Source organism: Nocardioides sp. NBC_00850, from assembly GCF_045207335.1.
Taxonomy (GTDB): Bacteria; Actinomycetota; Actinomycetes; order Propionibacteriales; family Nocardioidaceae; genus Nocardioides.
Map to the genome: position 1 here is coordinate 184,820 of NZ_CP108845.1, position 16,550 is coordinate 201,369.

Annotated in this window: 15 protein-coding genes and 1 pseudogene; 8 read left to right on the forward strand and 8 right to left on the reverse strand. The window is 67.5% G+C overall.

Annotated features, from left to right (window positions below; genetic code table 11):
* Nucleotides 1-497: 497 nt before the first annotated feature.
* From OH802_RS00875 to OH802_RS00890, 4 genes are all read right to left on the reverse strand, one after another.
* Nucleotides 498-1,955 (reverse strand): PepSY-associated TM helix domain-containing protein, encoded by a 1,458-nt coding sequence (locus OH802_RS00875; protein WP_406024236.1) that lies wholly within the window; start codon nt 1,953-1,955, stop codon nt 498-500.
* Nucleotides 1,956-2,039: 84 nt separating this feature from the next.
* On the reverse strand, nt 2,040-2,759 hold the full coding sequence (locus tag OH802_RS00880) for a hypothetical protein (RefSeq protein ID WP_406024238.1): 720 nt from the start codon (nt 2,757-2,759) through the stop codon (nt 2,040-2,042).
* A 10-nt stretch (nt 2,760-2,769) separates the two neighbouring features.
* Nucleotides 2,770-2,943: a hypothetical protein gene (locus OH802_RS00885; protein ID WP_406024240.1), complete on the reverse strand. Its 174-nt coding sequence runs from the start codon at nt 2,941-2,943 to the stop codon at nt 2,770-2,772.
* Nucleotides 2,944-3,554: 611 nt separating this feature from the next.
* On the reverse strand, nt 3,555-3,872 hold the full coding sequence (locus OH802_RS00890) for a hypothetical protein (protein WP_406024242.1): 318 nt from the start codon (nt 3,870-3,872) through the stop codon (nt 3,555-3,557).
* 800 nt (nt 3,873-4,672) lie between these two features.
* On the opposite strand from OH802_RS00890, the gene OH802_RS00895 reads away from it, so the two are divergent.
* Both OH802_RS00895 and OH802_RS00900 read left to right on the forward strand, forming a co-directional pair.
* Nucleotides 4,673-5,143, forward strand: a complete 471-nt coding sequence (locus OH802_RS00895) for a copper resistance protein CopC (RefSeq protein WP_406024244.1) — start codon at nt 4,673-4,675, stop codon at nt 5,141-5,143.
* Nucleotides 5,140-6,147, forward strand: a complete 1,008-nt coding sequence (locus OH802_RS00900; protein WP_406024245.1) for a copper resistance D family protein — start codon at nt 5,140-5,142, stop codon at nt 6,145-6,147. Before OH802_RS00895 ends, OH802_RS00900 begins: the two co-directional genes overlap by 4 nt.
* Before the next feature lie 173 nt (nt 6,148-6,320).
* Here OH802_RS00900 and OH802_RS00905 read toward each other — a convergent pair.
* Both OH802_RS00905 and OH802_RS00910 read right to left on the reverse strand, forming a co-directional pair.
* Nucleotides 6,321-6,617: pseudogene (locus OH802_RS00905) on the reverse strand (PepSY domain-containing protein); the annotation flags it as partial.
* A 99-nt stretch (nt 6,618-6,716) separates the two neighbouring features.
* Nucleotides 6,717-6,866, reverse strand: coding sequence for a hypothetical protein (locus OH802_RS00910; RefSeq protein ID WP_406024247.1), 150 nt, complete (start codon nt 6,864-6,866; stop codon nt 6,717-6,719).
* Between the two features lie 551 nt (nt 6,867-7,417).
* On the opposite strand from OH802_RS00910, the gene OH802_RS00915 reads away from it, so the two are divergent.
* The 4 genes from OH802_RS00915 (at nt 7,418) to OH802_RS00930 (ending at nt 12,988) form a co-directional block, all read left to right on the forward strand.
* Nucleotides 7,418-9,658 carry a YncE family protein gene (locus OH802_RS00915; protein ID WP_406024249.1) on the forward strand — a complete coding sequence of 747 codons (2,241 nt, stop codon included), beginning with the start codon at nt 7,418-7,420 and terminating at the stop codon, nt 9,656-9,658.
* A 254-nt stretch (nt 9,659-9,912) separates the two neighbouring features.
* Nucleotides 9,913-11,181 carry a copper resistance protein CopC gene (locus tag OH802_RS00920; protein ID WP_406024251.1) on the forward strand — a complete coding sequence of 423 codons (1,269 nt, stop codon included), beginning with the start codon at nt 9,913-9,915 and terminating at the stop codon, nt 11,179-11,181.
* Between the two features lie 252 nt (nt 11,182-11,433).
* The gene (locus OH802_RS00925; protein WP_406024253.1) at nt 11,434-11,658 is read left to right on the forward strand and encodes a hypothetical protein; all 225 of its coding nucleotides are present in this window, start codon (nt 11,434-11,436) and stop codon (nt 11,656-11,658) included.
* A gap of 1 nt (nt 11,659) precedes the next feature.
* Entirely contained in the window at nt 11,660-12,988 is a 1,329-nt protein-coding gene (locus OH802_RS00930; protein ID WP_406024255.1) for a hypothetical protein, read from the forward strand.
* Here OH802_RS00930 and OH802_RS00935 read toward each other — a convergent pair.
* Nucleotides 12,929-13,702 carry a PaaX family transcriptional regulator C-terminal domain-containing protein gene (locus OH802_RS00935; RefSeq protein WP_406024257.1) on the reverse strand — a complete coding sequence of 258 codons (774 nt, stop codon included), beginning with the start codon at nt 13,700-13,702 and terminating at the stop codon, nt 12,929-12,931. The two genes, OH802_RS00930 and OH802_RS00935, sit on opposite strands and share 60 nt — an antisense overlap.
* 130 nt (nt 13,703-13,832) lie before the next feature.
* On the opposite strand from OH802_RS00935, the gene OH802_RS00940 reads away from it, so the two are divergent.
* The gene (locus OH802_RS00940; RefSeq protein WP_406024259.1) at nt 13,833-14,654 is read left to right on the forward strand and encodes an SDR family oxidoreductase; all 822 of its coding nucleotides are present in this window, start codon (nt 13,833-13,835) and stop codon (nt 14,652-14,654) included.
* Nucleotides 14,651-15,364: an enoyl-CoA hydratase/isomerase family protein gene (locus OH802_RS00945; RefSeq protein ID WP_406024261.1), complete on the forward strand. Its 714-nt coding sequence runs from the start codon at nt 14,651-14,653 to the stop codon at nt 15,362-15,364. Before OH802_RS00940 ends, OH802_RS00945 begins: the two co-directional genes overlap by 4 nt.
* A 28-nt stretch (nt 15,365-15,392) precedes the next feature.
* On the opposite strand, the gene OH802_RS00950 is transcribed toward OH802_RS00945, so the two are convergent.
* Nucleotides 15,393-16,544 (reverse strand): phosphatase domain-containing protein, encoded by a 1,152-nt coding sequence (locus tag OH802_RS00950; RefSeq protein WP_406024263.1) that lies wholly within the window; start codon nt 16,542-16,544, stop codon nt 15,393-15,395.
* Nucleotides 16,545-16,550: the final 6 nt, after the last annotated feature.

A 16,550-nucleotide genomic window follows, 5' to 3' on the forward strand; every position in this document is an offset into this window, starting at 1 on the left:
GCGGCCGGCGGTCGGGATCACGACATCGGCCGTGCATGTGCCGGCGCCTGCTCTGGCGACCGGCACCGTCCCTAGGTCCAGGCCATTGGCCCGGATGCTCACGGTGTGCAGTCTGGCCAGCGGCACGGGCGCTCCGGCGGAGTCCTGGATCCGGAACCGGATCGTGTTCTTACCCCTTGCTCCGGGAGTCATCGAAGCACGCACCTCGAGCCAAGCCAGACGTCATCTACTTCGTGGACCACCCCGGCCAGTCCTACGAGGAGAAGGTCAAGGTCCTCAAGGCCAACCCGGCCTCCCGCGACCTGCCCGCGGTCAAGGAGAACAGGTTCGTGAACCCGCCCTACGCGACGTGGGTCTCCGGGCCACTCAACATCGACGCCGCCGAGTGGTACGCCGCTCGCTGGAGCACTTCGGGCTCGCGCCCGAGTCCGGTATCGATCCGACCATCCAGAGTGCCGCCGCGCTCGGAGCGCGGCGGCACTCGGCGGTGCAGTGCATCAGACGGTGTTGAAGAAGTTCTTCAGTGGTCCGACCCTGCGCAGGATGATCTGGTCGAGGACGAAGATGGCGACCAGGGAGGCTCCGAACAGCGGCAGGGCCACCCCCAACAGGACGAGGCCGACCACTGCCATGGGTCCGGTCTTGAGGTCGAGGCGTCCTCGGGGAGCGGCCACAGTGCGAGAGCCCTTGGGGCGCCGGCGCCACCACATGATCGGGCCGGCGATACACATGAAGATCACCGCGACGCAGAAGGCCCCGGAGACGATCATGTTGAGCACGCCGAACCGGCGCCCTTCGTGCAGGGCGATGCCCTGGCCCACGACCTTGGCCAGCGCGCCATAGTCCTCGTAACCGAACTCGGTGATCGGCTTCCCGGTGAACTGGTCGATGTGGAGAGCAGACTCATGCCCAGGTGAGTTGAACGCGTAGGACAGCACCGAGTACACACCCTTGTCATCGGCCGGCGGCACGACGGTCATCGGGTGTCGAAATCCGGCCTCGTCGGCGGTGGCGATAGCGGCATCCAGCCCGACCGGTTCCATGCCGGTGGACGTCGACGTGGGGACCTTCGACTTACCTTCGCCCCAGGGGACGTTGTGGCTGTGCGGCACCGATGCGTCGAGCGTGGGAGCCGAGGACTGCGCGCCGGGGTCTTCGGACCAGAACGAGGTGCCCTGTGAGGTTGCGAACTCCTGGGCCTTCGCGCCCCACCAGACCGTCCAGGGAAGCCCGGAGACCACCAGCGCCAAAAGGCCCACGCCGACGAAGAGGCCGACCGTGGCGTGCTTGTGTCGCAGCGCGGCGCCCGCCGCCCTGGCGACCTTGCGGCGCGCGCGGGCAACGCGTCCTCGCCAGTACATGTAGTAGCCGGTGATGGCCATCACGATCGCCCAGCAGGCCCCGAGCTCGATGACGTATTCGCCGGTCGTGCCCAGCATCATGTTGCCGTGGGTGGTCTTCGCCCACCCGGAGAGGGTCTTGTTCGGGTCGAGCTCGCCCAGCACCTCACCGGTGTAGGGATCCACGTACACCTCGCGGATCGTGTCGTCCTCCCAGGACGGAGTCCCGGGAGCCGCGGTGGACAGCGAGAAGTCGGTCGACCGGTTGGACGCCGAGGGTTCCAGGACTGCGGCGATCCGCCCGTCCGGATACTCCTCGAGCAGGGACGCTGCCTGCTCGTCGTACGACAGTCGCTGTGCCCCGGTCGGCACGTCGACCTTCATCAGATCGGCGTGCAGGATCGGCTCGATCTGGAAGCGGAGCAGGTAGATCAGCCCGGTGCTGGCCAGCACGAGCAGCACCGGGATCACCAGGAAGCTGGCGTAGAAGTGCCAGCGCCAGAAGGCCCGGAACAGGCCCCCGGACGGCCTGGCCGGCCCACTTCTTGGCCTTGATGGTTTGGCGGGATCGTTCTCGTCGATCGACCCGGGGTCGATCGTAAGATTGGAAGTCAAGGTTCTCCTCGAGGCATGTCGCAGTGCGCGACGACCACCACCGGGTCGCGCGTCTGAATGGCTTCTGGGTCTGAGTGCGCCCCGTCAAAGGGCGCAGAAGACCACCGGAGGACCGCGACGAACGTGGGTATCGCACAAGAAGACCTGGCAAAGCGGGGCGGCGACGAGGAAGGACGCTGCAGGCGGGTGAGAACCCGAGAGACGAACCCCGCACACGTGCGGGACTTCCAGCGACAAGACGGCCCGACGAGTCGCGTGGGCGGCCAGGCCGATCAGGTCCCACAAGGCCCGCTCGCCATGCGCAAGCCACAGGCCGGTGAGCGCCGCGGCGGCAAGGTGCGCAAGCGTCATCGGCGCATGAGCGGGCGTCAGCTCCTCGAAGAGATGCTGGAGGGTGGTCACCACGGTGCCGCTGAATGTCGAGTGCTCTGTGCCGTTGTCACCGGCATTCCCGGCAGTGACCGTCATCGCCCCGTGCAACAGGGTCTGCCCTCCGATGAGGAGCAAGAAGATCTGGCGCCTGGACGCCTCCCGGCCGAGCCACACACTGCTGCCGAGCGCGCAGAATCCGAGCAGGACCACGATCGTCCACGCGTCCGGGTGCACGCCACCGGCCGACACGTGCGCCACGACCGCGAGGCCGAGGGCAACGGCCGACAGGACCAGGGCGCGCACGGCGCGGAGCACCCATCCAGCCCTCAGATCCACGCAGCCATGAACGATCGTTCCCGCCGCACGACGCGGTGCGGGACCCGCAACGAATCCCCGGCGGGCCGAGTTCGAGTCGGTCACGTGGTTGCGCATTGTCGGCTACCTAGATCTTCGCCATCGTGTTGGTGACGGTGCACAGCGGGGTGTGCGCACCCGCCGCGGTCTCGGTCGGGGTGACGGACACGTGGGCGCCGGCCGGATCGGCGAGGGCGGGAAGGGCGATCCCGAGCGTGGCCGGGGCCGCGAAGAGCCGCGCGGCAGTACGTCGAGCAGTCATGTCAGGTCCGTGGGTTCGGTTCGGATTCAGCTAGCGCGGGCACGGGCTGCGGTCGCGAGGCCATCAGCAGTAGGCAGAACATGACGACTGCGACGGAGGCCTCGCCATGAGCGCGACCGGCACCGGAGCCTGGGCCGCAGGCGGCGCGACGACCTCTGTCGCCTGGTCCGGCTCGGGGGCTGCCGGGGCCGAGGGGGCCACCGCCACGGCGGCATCACGACGATCGACTGTTCCCGAGAAACCCACGGTGGCGTCCCTTTCGTGGTGCTGGCTGATGCGAGGGATCGCGCCGTTGCGACCGAAGGGCGGTGTCTTCTGGTTCAGGGCCCCAGAGAGCCCTGCATTGCCTCCGGTGAGTTCGGCAATGCAGGGCTCTCAGCCCGTTGCTCATCCATATTGGCGAGATTGATCGACCTGACGACCACAGCAGCGTTAACTTGCGGCGTTCCTAGGTCTCACAACCTCACAGCCAACGCGAGGCCAATCGGAGCGACGTCCGGGATAGGCCCGCGGGGAGGCAACTATACGGAAACCGGGGGTGGTATCGCCACAGCCTCGCGCCGTCATCTCACCCCAGCCGGGATGGACCGGTCATCGACATGCATGGGAATTCAGCCCACCGCGAACCGGTTGAGCCGGTACGCCTGGAAGGTCAAGGCGGCGACAGGGTTCTCGAACTGGCTCCGTCGCATGCCGACCTGGACCTCCACGCGACCGGCGGCCGGGATCACCACATCGGCCGTACAGGTGCCGGCACCTGCTCTGGTGACCGGCACCGTCCCGAGGTTCAGGTAATCGGAGCGGATGCTGACCGCGGGCAGTCGGGCAAGCGCCACCAGCACGCCGGCGGCGGCCATGGAGAACCTGGAGAACGCGCGGGTGTGGCCGGTGAGCGCGCGGGCGACGACGTGGAACTCGCCGACGAGCACTTCGATGGCACGCCCCGAACGATTCTGAAGACGTACGCGTAAAGGTCATCCATTTTCACCTTGCCGAGGGTGTAGAGGCTCCTCGACCGCCCGAGGCGCATTGGCAAAAAGTGTTCCTTCGATAAGTCGATACCCCAGCCCGTATGGGCATTCGGGCATCACAACCCACTCACCCCAACGGCGGAAAAGGCTGAAAGACAGCAAGGTGTTACGGGGGTGTTGCAGCCACCCCAATTCCCTGAACACCAGCGTTAAGAGCACTTCACTTAACGCTTTTCTTAGTTACAGGCGACATGCGCATACGTAACTGCTCCGCAACTGGTCTGAGTTCAACTATAAGTGCCAACTTTCGGAGCCAACCAATGCACATCGTCGTGCGCGTTCACGAACACAAAATGGGTAGGTGGGTATTCGCCATGCAGAAGGTTATCGCCCGCAGCATTGCCGCCATCCCCATCCCATTCGTCGTCGTCGCCACCGGAACCGCGGTGATTGAAGCCGCTCCCGCGTCGGCGCCGACACGGACGGCGGGAAGAACTCCGAGCCGGATCACGGGCACCGAGCCATAGAAGGCACGCAACACGTGGTGCTGCGCTCTCCTGCGCGGGGCCCGGTGCCGACTGAGCCATGGATCACCCCTAGTTCAATGACCCTCGAAACTCGCTTAGGTGGAAGCAATGTCGAATGCTTCAACACGCGGATCGCAGCGCCTCGCCACGGCGTTCGCAGCGACGATCTTCGCGCTCTCGTTCTTGATCCCCATACTATTCACAGCGGCGCCAGCGTCCGCGCACGCCCACTTGGTCAATAGCCTTCCGCGCGCCGGCGCCGTGCTCGCCGCCGGCCCGTCGGAGGTGGTGCTCACCTTCGACCAGCCGATCCAGGCGTTTCCCGGCGCTAACGGCATGGTGGTGACCGGACCACAGGGCAGCCACTGGGCGTGTGGTCGTGCTCGCATCAACGGGAACACCCTGACCGCCTCGATGGGTGAGGTGGGACCTCCGGGCCGCTACCAGGTCCACTACCGGGTGCTCGGAGCGGACGGTCACCCGATCACCGGGTCAGTGCCAATCAACATCCAGCGGTCGGCGTCCACCGCGTCCACCGCGTCCACCGCGTCCGCTGCCAACGCGATGACGGCGTTCGACGTAGATCGGCCGCGTGGTTTGGCAGCGATGCCCACGTGGGTGTGGATCGCACTGCTGGCCGCGATCGCAGCGTGCGTCGGAGTTGTCGGTCGCCAGACCGTACGCCGAACGGATGCGACATGAACGACCGTATCCGGCTCCTGCAGGTCTCGGTGCTTGTCGGCGCGAGCCTCGTCGTGCTTGCCTTCGGGATCCTGGTCACGCTGCCCCAGCCAGTCGTCGGCATTCCGGAGCCGTCGGTGGTGGTGCGCACCGGGATTCCGCTGCTCCGCTGGATCGCCAATGTGTGCGCGTTCGGAGCTGTGGGCTCCGTGCTGGTGCTGGTGCTTCTGGGTGAGGCTGGTCGTGACCGTGCCCCTGCCCTGGCCAGACGTACTTCAACGGCGGCGGTGTGGGCCGCAGCAGTGTGGGCGGTCGCGGCGCTGCTGGGTCTCTGGTTCAACGCGGCGGAGATCTCTCTCCGCCAGCTACGGCTGCCGGTCAGCGGCGTGCTCGGCTACGGCGGAAACGTCAGCCTAGGTGTCGCACTGCTGATCAGCGCCGGGTCGGCGGGAGCGTTGACCGCCTATTCGGCTGCCCGCCTGCGGCGGCCGTCGCTGCCACCGGACGCGGGCTTCCTGATCGCGCTGGCGGGCCTGGTGGCCGTGTCGATGAGCGGGCACGCTTCGCAGGCTGAGCCGCCGTTGCTGCTGATGACGGCCAGCGCCCTCCATGTGGCCGGAGCGGCACTCTGGGTGGGCGGACTGGCAATCACCTCTCTGATCATCAGCGCCGACCGGCAGGCGCTGGCCGTCGTTCTTCCCCGGTTCTCGCGGGTCGCCGAGGTGAGTTTCGCGCTGGTGGCGGTCAGCGGCCTGTTGTTGGCCGCGCCCCGGCTGACCGGCGACGTGACGCCGTCCCTCGGAGAGGCAGTCGACGCATTGACACAGACCGGTGCCGGCTGGCTGGTCATGGGCAAGCTCGCCTGCATGGTCGTGCTGGGCTGCTCGGGGGCGTACATCCGTACTGCCATCGTCGACCGCGTGGCACGCCAGCAGCCCACTCCAATCATCGCGTGGGCCGGGCTCGAGCTCGCCGTGATGGCGGTCGCGGTCTCGCTGGCCACGGCGCTCGGGCGTCCCCTCTGATATGTAACGGCCTCTTGCCAAGGGCAGGGTGACGCGCCGCCGAGGCTTCGGCGGCGCCTCTGGCGTCGAGGACGACGAATGCGACCTGATGCCGAGCAGACCGACCGCCAGCCAGAGAGACCCGGGACCCCGTGCCAGGACCGGTTGCGTGCTCGTCCCTTCGCGGTGAAGGACGGAACCAGCACGGTCCGCAGGGATCGGCCACGGGCGCGTTTGCTGAGCCACAGCACCAGGCCGCCAAGCACGATGAAGGGCAGCCAGCTGGCAACGAACTCGGAATAGAGCCGACCGAGGTCGCCCAGGTGCAGGTTGCCATGGAGCTCGCGCAGCCACACCTGCGCGGGTGGCCGGTTGTCCACGGTGACCAGTTCGCCGTTGACGCCACCGGTGTACGGATCGACGTACACGGTCAGCGACTCCGAGGAGAAGTGGCTCCCGGTCTGTTTCAGGCCTTCGATGCCCCCGAGCACGACCTGGGCGGTTCGGTCGGGGTCCTCCGCCGGAATGACCGAGGTGACGTCTGCCTCCGGATGGACGGCGAGTGCGGCCTCGACCTGCTCCGACAGCGGTCACGGGCTTCCTGTCTGCGCCTCGACATACAGTTTGTCGCCATACAGAACATCGTTGATCTGGGGAGTGAAGGCGCATGCCGCGCCGGCGCCGATCACCCGGACCGTCCTTCTGGAGCCGTCCTCGCAAACGTAGGTAAGACTGGGCATGACGTCTCCTTCTTTACGTTTCCCCTCCTCATACCCAATTGGTTTTGGATGTTTCAGAGGTTTGTTTTGGATGTTTCAGGTCTTCGTAGAAAAGCCATTTCGGGCCAGATAGCCAGTAGGCCGACCAGGCATGTCTGATTCGTCGCCGTAATGTAACGCGACAGTAAAATGGGCCCGCCAGTGTCCAACTCTGCCTTTTCGATGGCTTTTTCCAGGCGCCCATTAGGGGTCCCGCATAAACACCCGGGGGTATTATCGAGGCGAAACCACCCGGGGTATTATCGAGAACAACATCCGCCCGCTTGTTGCCTCATCTCGTCCCAGTTTTTAATGCCCTCGTGAGGTTGTGAGGTCCCATTAACCATTAGATTTCACCTAGGGCTCTGGGCCCTTAATGAGCGCGGGATTGAGTGGATCGCACTCCTCGGATTCCCCAAATTTTCACCTTGGAGCTCGAAATCAATGCGCGAAAAGGAAAGGCATTCTTCATGTCTGAATTAGCTCCCCAAGGCTTCTTGGGGCCCCGGAAGCGACGACGCAGACTCGGCGCAGTGGCCGTGGCGGCGGCCTCGGCGATCACAGCGGCGAGTCTGGCCACGATGCCGGCGGTAGGCCAGCAGCCGGTCGGGGTGGGCCCGCTCCCCATCACCTTCGACATCACCGACGAGAACGGAGGATGGTTCGACTCCGGTCTCAACCTATTCGGCAGCAAGTCCCTCGCGATCGCCGAGCTCCCCCGGGTCGCCGTACCTGCTGGCGGACTGCCCTCTATCGGTGGCCCGGTGCTGCCGAATGACGCGTCGTTGGTGGAGAACCTCCTCGGCGGGCTCGGCACCGCCGGCGGGGCGGGCGCCGCGACCGACCCGCTGGCACTCAACTCGACCCTGGCCACCGTGCAGGGCATCGCGAAGTCCTCGCCGGAGGCGGCTCCCAAGGCCGCCGAGGCCAAGGATCTGATCGGCGAGCTCAAGGCGACCGTCGCCGACATGCCGGCGGGCGAGCCGGTCGACCTGGCCTCGCTGCCGGTCGGCGTGGATCTGATGGGTGTCCTGGACTCCCTCCAGGAGTTCGCGGTCGAGGGGCCTCCGGTCACCGTCACGTTCAACGTGGACCCGGCCAAGTCGCAGGGAATCCGCAACCCGATCGGGCTGATCGCCCCGGAGGGGGCGGACAAGTTCCCGTACATGGACTCCAAGGGCGCCTTCTACGGCGAGAAGACGATCCAGCTCACCGAGCCGGGGTTGTACGCCTTTACCGACTCGGTCGCGCCCTACATGCTCGGCGCAGTCGTGGTCGACGACCCGCTGACGTTGGGTCTCGACTTCGGCGAGAAGCTGGTGGTCAACGGCAAGCCCGAGGCTGTTCCGTCGAACGCCGACATCATCCAGCGGCTGGTGAACACCTTCTTCACGGCCACCAACCCGAACAACTGGCAGCAGCACAGCAGCACCAAGGAGGTGTCCTGGAACCCGGTCCAGCCGCCCGCCCCGATCCTGCAATACAACGCAGACGGCAAGCCGGTGCTGATCCCGAACCTGGACGCGTACTTCGACCAGAAGTTCGGGTACCCGAGGAAGCTGCCCGCGTTGAAGGCGCCGACCACCCCTGGTGTGGGTGAGACCTGGATCGCCACTCAGATGGAGGACTACGCAGGCAAGGAGAAGCACGGCTCCATCACGAAGATCAACGTCGAGGACTGGACGATCGATCGGAAGATCGCAGCCCCCGAGATCAACATGAACAACGTCCACAACATGTGGACGGACAAGAACTACAAGTACCTCTACGGGAACGAGTGGTTCGACAGCGAGACCGACGTGTTCGACCGGGAGACCGGCAAGTTCGTACGGAGCCTCGAGGTCGGGCCCAACCCGGCGCACGTGATGACCCGTCCGGGCAACGACAACCTCACGATCGGCATCAACGCGGGGACGGACATCGTCGAGGCGGCGCCGGGCGCCACGAAGGTCATTCAGCGCATCCACGCCGACCCGGAGAGCGGCATGACCCCCCACCCGCACGCGCACTGGACCAGCCATGACGGCAAGACGGTCGTCGCGCCGAACACGATGACCGAGGAAGCCGTCATCGCCGACTTGGACTCGGGGACCGTCAGGCACGAGCCCGTCGGGGCGTTCCCGATCGCCACGTCGATGACGCCGGACTCGAAGAAGGCGTACCTGTCCAACTTCCTGGGCATGAGCGTGTCGTGCGTGTCCCTGAAGGAGGACGCGTGTGCGACCCCCGACGGCGGTGTGGCCAAGAACTCCACGATCGACCTGTGGGAGAACTACAACTCGCAGACCGGTCCCGAGGCGGGCAAGCCGTGGGGCGGACTGACCATCCAGCTCCCGGTGAGCCCCGACGGTAAGGCGTTGCTGGCGGTGAACACCCTGTCCCAGACGGTCAACGTGATCGACCCGAAGACAAACAAGATGGTCAAGGATCTGCCATGCAACCCCGGTTGCCACGGCGCCAACTTCGGCGCCAAGAAGGGCGGCGGCTACTACGCCTACGTCTCCAACAAGTTCTCCAACGCCGTGCAGGTCATCGACGTCGACCCGAACAACGACGGCGACATCTCGGATGCCGCCGTCGCCGGCCAGCTGCCGCTGGGGCCGACGCCGGACACCAAGATGGACGACGAGCTCGTCGCCCACCCCGGTGTGGGTGGACAGGGCGTCGTGGCCATCCCGCTGGTCTACAACGGCTGGTCACAGGAGATCCCGGAGGCCTGGCGAAAGGGTCTGACCTGCGAGCAGATCAACCCGATCGACGAGTCGGCCTGCTGATCACCATCTGACACCACCGACGGTCCGGGGCTGTGCAGCGCAGCACAGCCCCGGACCGTCCCCACTGGGCCCAGCGCCCCGAGTGGCTCGGCGCAGCGGAGGTCGTCACCTCCGTGCTGGCGCGTGCCCCGGGTGTAGCCGGGCCCGAAACTTCCCCCAGAGTTCCCCATCAAGAAGGAGGCTCGCCGATGACGGCGCAGGAGATTCGCCCACGGACTGTCACAACCCCACGCCGCCCCAGGTTGCGTCGGCGCGTGATCGGGCTGATTGTGTTGGTCGCAGTCTGCTGGGGAGTGTTGCTCACGGTGCTGCCGTCGCCATCCGGCGACCCGGAAATGGTCTCGTTGAGCCCGAAGGACGGCCAGACGGTCAAGTCCCCCGACGAGGTCCGGATCACATTCGACCGGCCCGTCCCGGCGGAGCTCGCGACGGTCCAGATGACTGATCCCGCAGGCGAGCGCATCGTGTCGACCCGGCCGTACAACCCGCCTGGGGCCGACGACGCGATTGCCGTGCCGATGCCGAAGACCCGCTACGAGGGGATCTACTCGGTCGTCTGGTCGGTGCCGTCCAGCACCCTCGAACCGATGGTCGGGTCGTCGACCTTCTCGGTGTTCTCCTCGGCGAGGCTCACTGCGGTCCCCGGTCTCGTCGTCGACCGCGACCCGGTCGTCGTCACTGTGTACACGGTGGCGGGAACCCTCGCGACGGCCGCCATGGTGCTCGGTGTCGGGACCGTGTTCGTGCTCGGGGTCGCGTGGCCTGGGGGCGCCCGCCGCACGGGATCGCGCCGTCTGCTCCGGTACACGTGGGCGACCATGGTGCTGGCGACGCTCGTGTCCCTGCTCTCGTTCGGCGGTTACGCCGCTCGGACCTCGCTCGGTGAGGCGTTCGACCCGGCGCTCCTCGCTGGGACGGTCAAGTCGGACATCGGGGCGGCGCTCATGGCCAGGCTGCTCATCCTGCTGCCGCTCACGCTGGGCTTCTGGCAGCTCCTCCGGAGCGCGCCCGCCCGGACCTCGGTCGAGCGCTGGACGGCCGCGGCGACTGTGCTCGGTGCCGCCTCGGCGTTGGCGGCCACCTGGGTCTTCGCCCGCCCGCACGCACCGGCCGGACCGAGGCCGCTCAGCGTGGCCGCGGACACCGCGCTCCTACTCGCGGCTGCGGTCGGCGTCGGCGCCGCGGTGATGCAGTGGACGGTCCTGCGTCGAGCCGGTGGACAGGTGGCGCCCGCCACGCGGCTGCTTGCCCGGATCATGCCGGTGGTCGGGGCGGCGCTGCTGCTCGCGGCGACCACGACCGACGGCTGGCAGCTGGCAGCGTACGGCGCGCTGGCGGTAGTGATCTTCGGCACGGGCGTGGCGCTCCTGTACCGGGAGCGGCGGCGCAGATCCGACCTCGAGGAAGGCGACGGCCGGCGGGGCAAGCCCGCTCGCCGGCGGCTGCAGGAGTTGGCCGCGGTGTCAGCCTCGGCCATCGTCGTGGCACTCGCAGGGCTACCCGGTTCGAACCTCCCCGGTTAGGACCCGCCCATGCCTACGCGCCACCGCCCTCTCGCGCGATTCAGCACCACCATCGCTGCGACGTTCACACTCGTCCTCGCGCCCGCCGCGTGCGGAGGCGTCGACGAGGACACTGCCCCACCGCCCGAGCCGACCAACGCAACGTCCTCCGTGACCCCCTCGGTTGCCACATCGCCAGCAGCTTCGGTCAGCCCCACGACCGAGTCAACCGATCTCGGTCCGCTTCTCACGGTCACGATCGACGGAGACGAGGTGTCGCCCAACGCGGAGGAGATCGACCTCGGCACCGGAGAGAAGCTTCTCGTGGAGATCGACTCCGATCGAGCCGGCGAGCTGCACGTCCACTCCGCCTCTGAGCAGTTCATCGAGTTCTCCCGGGGGACCACGAACAGCGAGATCGTCGTGAACACGCCTGGCACCGTCGAGGTCGAGGACCACGACACCAGCGCCGTCGTCGCCCTCATCGAGGTGCGCTGACTTGTTCCCCCTGATCCTGCCCATGCATGGCTTGGGCGGCGGCGCCGACCTGCCCATTCCTGCCCTCTTCGCGATCGCGGGCGGCACCGCCGCCCTCGCGCTGTCCTTCGTCGTGCTGCTCCTGGCCTGGCGTACGCCTCGGTTCTCGACCGCCGGCGGCGAGCGAGCCGTCCCCTCCGGGCTCGCCGCGTTCCTGGACAGTCCTGGCTGGACCATGAGCATCCGTGCGCTCGGGATGACGTTCTTCTGCTTCATGCTCTGGCCCGCCCTGTTCGGGCCGGACCTGCTGAACAACCCCACCTTTGGCGTGGTCTACGTCTGGCTCTGGGTCGGCATCGTCCCGGCTTCGCTGCTGTTCGGCCGCTTCTACCGTGCTGTCAGCCCGGCCCGCACCATTCACCTGATCCTCGCCAAGGTCGCTGGACGACCACCTGGCGAAGGCATACGCCGATATCCGGCCCACCTGGGGTACTGGCCCGCAGCAATCGGTCTGTTCGCCTTCGTCTGGCTCGAGCTCGTCTCACCCCAAGCGACCTACCTGGGCTCGGTTCGCGCGTGGTTCGCGTGCTACCTGGCAGCGATGTTGCTCGGCGGCTCGATCTTCGGCGAACGCTGGCTCGAGCGCGCCGACCCTTTCGAGGTCTACTCCACCCTTCTGGCCCACCTCTCACCCTGGGGACGCAACGACGAAAGCGACCTCGTCTGGATCAGTCCGCTACGCCACCTTGCCCGGGTGCCGGGCGAAGCAGGACTGGTGGCCACCGTCGCCGTCCTCCTCGCGAGCACCGCATACGACAGCTGGCGCGAGAGCGTGACCTGGATCCGGTTCGTCCAGTCCAGCGGCATCGATCCGGCCGTGTTGGGAACGGCCGGGCTCCTGACGGCGGTCACCGTCGTCGGAGTCGTCTTCATGGCGGCGTCGATGGCAACAGGGGTCGATGAGAGCGTCGATCGCTGGCAGATCCCACGTCAGCTCGCTCACTCCATCGTCCCGATCGTCGTCGGCTACATGGTGGCGCACTACCTGAGCTTCTTCGTGCAGGTCGGCTCACAGACTCTGATCCAGATCAGCGACCCCATCGGAACCGGGGCGAATCTGTTCGGGACCGGGGGCTGGGAGGTCAACTACTGGTTCTCCCAGCATGCGACCCTCCTGGCCACAACCAAGGTCGTCTCCATCGTGACCGGGCACGTCTTGGGCGTCATCGCAGCTCACGACCGTGCCCTGGAGATCCTCCCACGGCGTCACCAGGTCGCCGGTCAGCTGCCGCTACTCATCGCGATGGTGCTCTACACCTACATGGGCCTCTACCTGCTGTTCGGAGCCTGACACGGTGGCCGACAGCTCACCGTGCTGGCGAGTGTCGATCAGCCAGTCCTTGTAGTCGAGGTGCGCCTTCCGCAGCGCGGCACCTGGCCAGTCCTCGGGAAGCAGCTCGTCGGGCAGGACGGGATCCGCGAGCAGGTGACGTACGGAGGTGGCGCAGGCGGTGAACCGCAGCACGGGGTCGTCGGTGTCGGTGGCCGCCAGCAGCTCGCGCGCCCGGTCGGCCCAGCCGGCCAGGTCCCACAGTCTCCCGGCGAGTTCCGCGGGATCGGTCGTGGGCCGCATCGTCAGCCGCTCGCACAGACCGGCGAGGTCATCGGACCACTCGAGGTCGAGGTTCGCGGGGCGTACCCACACACCCTCACGCAGCTCGGCCAGACGGAGCTCCGTGAGCGTCGCCCGGAGGCTCGCCCGGTCGGCGGCGGAGCGGCCGGTAGCGGTCACCACGACCATGTCCCAGTCACCGTCCCAGGCGCCGGTCTGCACGTGGATCGCCGACTCCTGGCGGCGCTGGCGGTGGCTCAACCTCTCGGAGAGCTGGTATCTCCCGTCCGCGGTTCGGACCAGGTCGTCGGCGGCGACCATGCGGGAGAGCGCGACCCGGACCGTCGTCTCCGAGAAGCCGACCAGACGGCCTCCCGCGACGAGCTCGCGGGCGGACAACGTCGGCACCTCGGCGCTCATGAGCAGACCCAGGAGCGCCGATCGGGCGGACACAGGGCGAAGGGCGCTCGCATCGGGATGAGTCGGTGACATCCCTCCGGACCTTACATGAATCCCGCATCCGCAGACGATGTGTTACTTACATCATTGCCACAGCCGCATGAGATCTGTAACGTCCCCAGGCATGAGCCTTAATGGACGCACCATCATCATGTCGGGCGGCAGTCGCGGCATCGGCCTGGCCGTGGGCATCGCCGCGGCAAGGCTGGGAGCCAACGTCACGCTGCTGGCGAAGACGGACGAGCCCGACCCACGCCTCCCCGGCACCGTTCACACCGCCGCCGCCGAGATCGAGGAAGCGGGCGGTCAGGCGCTGGCAGTGGTGGGCGATGTCCGCGACGAGGCCTCGGTGGAGAACGCCGTCGCACAGACCGTCGAGCGGTTCGGCGGCATAGACATCGTGCTCAACAACGCCTCCGCGATCGCGCTCGACGGCACCGAAGACCTGCCGATGAAGCGCTTCGACCTGATGACCCAGATCCAGCTGCGCGGGACGTACCTGCTCACGAGCAAGTCGCTTCCCCACCTGCGCGCATCGGCCAACCCGCACATCCTGTCGCTGTCGCCGCCGATCAACCTGTCGCCGCAGTGGCTCGGCGCGCACCCGGCGTACACCCTGGCGAAGTACGGAATGAGTCTGCTGACGCTCAGCTGGGCGGCGGAGTACGCCGAGCACGGCATCGCCGCCAACTGCCTGTGGCCGGAGACCCTCATCGCCACGGCCGCGGTTCAGAACCTCCTCGGCGGAGATGCAGCGGTGGAGAGGTCGCGTACGCCCGAGATCGTCGCGGACGCCGCGGTGGAGATCCTGGGGCGCCCCTCGCGCGAGTGCACCGGCAACTCGTTCCTGGATGTCGACGTGCTTCGGGATGCCGGAGTCACGGACTTCTCGAAGTACGGCGGGACCGGCGATCTGGAGTACGACATCTTCGTGGATCGGCCATGACCAGCCTCGTGCGGGAGCGGCGCGGAGACGTCGAGGTCCTCCGGCTCAACCGTCCCGAGAAGCGGAACGCCCTCGACACCCCGACGCTCCGCCTGCTCAACGAGGCGTTGAGGGAGCTGTCCGATGACGGCGAGATCCGCGCGGTGGTGCTCTCGACGACATCTTCCGGCGCCTTCTGCGCAGGCGCGGACGTCACCGAACCCCTCGACGCGGCAGGCGGAGTCGCCCGGATGGAGGCGTTCGCGGAGCTCTATCGGCTCGTCGATCAGGTGCCCGTGCCGACGATCGCTGTCTGCGTCGGCAACTGCGTGGGCGCCGGCGCCGAGATCGTCGCCGGCTGCGACCTGCGCGTGGCCGGGGACAATCTGAAGCTCGCGTGGGCGGGCGCGCGGCTCGGCGTTCCGGTCGGCCCGGCCCGGCTGACCCAGCTCGTCGGCCTCTCGCGCGCCAAGGAGCTGATCTACACCGGGCGCCCGGTCGGGGCGGACGAGGCTGCGGCGACAGGCCTGGCCCAGCGTACGGCTCCTGCCGGCGAGGCCGAGGCGGTCGCGCTCGAGCTGGCAGGACTCATCGCGCGTCAGTCGTCCGCCGGGATTCGCAACCTGAAGGAGATGTTCAGCGAGCTCGAGGGCACTGCCCGCCGGATCGCCTACGAGAACGAACGGCTGATCGACTTCCAGAGGAACAGCGTCGGCTTGCCGCAGGGCTAGCGGTCTGGGTCGATCTGGTCGTCCTGGATCAGGAGCGGCACAGGCCAAGCGCTGCGCCATCTCGCGGAACGCCATGAGGTCCGGCACCGGCAGCTCGCCCGCCACTTCGCGAACAACTAGAAGGCGGTACGGGTCGTGAGCCCTCGGGGCCGTGCCGTTCTCGCAGGGGGCCGAGACCGGTGGCGTGGCGACGTACCGCCTCGCTGTCGGCGACGAGCACGAGCGGCACCTCGTCGCCCATGGAGCTCCACACGCGCTCGACGCGGCCGTCGTGAGGATCGAGCCGCACCTCGCGGATGTAGACCGCGAGGATCCGCCCAGGATGGCGGCGGACGGCGTCGGCGTAGATCTCCGGATCGTGCTCACCGGAGTCGCCCAAGAGGACGAACGGAAGGCTGGGATGGAGCGCGAGGACCTCGTCGATGCGCCCGCTCTTCGGCTCCCGGCCGGCGGCGCTGCCGAGCAGATCGCGCAGCAGCAGCGGCCCGCGCGGGAAGTCACGGTGACGCATGAAGGCGTCCAGGAACGCATGCAGGTTCCACGGACTGGAGGAGATGTAGAAGACCGGGTTCGCGCGGGCGGCAAGGTCGCGGTAGAGCTCGGGCGCGCCAGGGAACGGCGTACGGGTGAGCGCCGACCCGGTGAGGGTCTGACGCACCATCCGCCCGACGCGCTGCACCCCGGTCTCGAGGATCGTGTCATCGATGTCGGAGATCACGCCGAACTGCGCCTCACCGACGGGCACGCGGACCTCCACCGTGGCCCGGTAGTCGCCGGCCAGACCGCGGTACTCGCCGGCCAGCTCGACGGCGCCGCGCGTCAACGGAGTCTCCAGCGTTTCCGGGTCGGGCCGCAGCCGTGCCACGAAGTAGCCCTCGTCATCGGTGACCGCGTCCACCGCGGCATCACCCACGGTGACCCGAAGCGGCACACCCGGCAGCTCGTCGGTCACGAAGTGGCGGATCATGCGGCGTACGGCGGCCCCCGCACCCTCGCCCTCCACGGCCTCTGAGGGCGGCGGATCGTCGACGACCCGACCGCGTACCACGACCCCCTCGGCACTCCCGTGCCCGCCATAGCACTCGATCCGGAAGTCCGCCGGCACCCGCGACCCTGCCCGACGGAATCTCGCTGCATCCCACGCTCGCTCCAACCCGAGCATCCATTGACGTGCCGACATGGCCAC

Coding starts and splice junctions, on each gene's coding strand:
- OH802_RS00940 (WP_406024259.1), top strand. CDS start 13,833: ATGAGCCTTAATGGACGCACCATCATCATGTCGGGCGGCAGTCGCGGC.
- OH802_RS00950 (WP_406024263.1), bottom strand. CDS start 16,544: ATGTCGGCACGTCAATGGATGCTCGGGTTGGAGCGAGCGTGGGATGCA.
- OH802_RS00885 (WP_406024240.1), bottom strand. CDS start 2,943: ATGACTGCTCGACGTACTGCCGCGCGGCTCTTCGCGGCCCCGGCCACG.
- OH802_RS00900 (WP_406024245.1), top strand. CDS start 5,140: ATGAACGACCGTATCCGGCTCCTGCAGGTCTCGGTGCTTGTCGGCGCG.
- OH802_RS00910 (WP_406024247.1), bottom strand. CDS start 6,866: ATGCCCAGTCTTACCTACGTTTGCGAGGACGGCTCCAGAAGGACGGTC.
- OH802_RS00945 (WP_406024261.1), top strand. CDS start 14,651: ATGACCAGCCTCGTGCGGGAGCGGCGCGGAGACGTCGAGGTCCTCCGG.
- OH802_RS00880 (WP_406024238.1), bottom strand. CDS start 2,759: ATGCGCAACCACGTGACCGACTCGAACTCGGCCCGCCGGGGATTCGTT.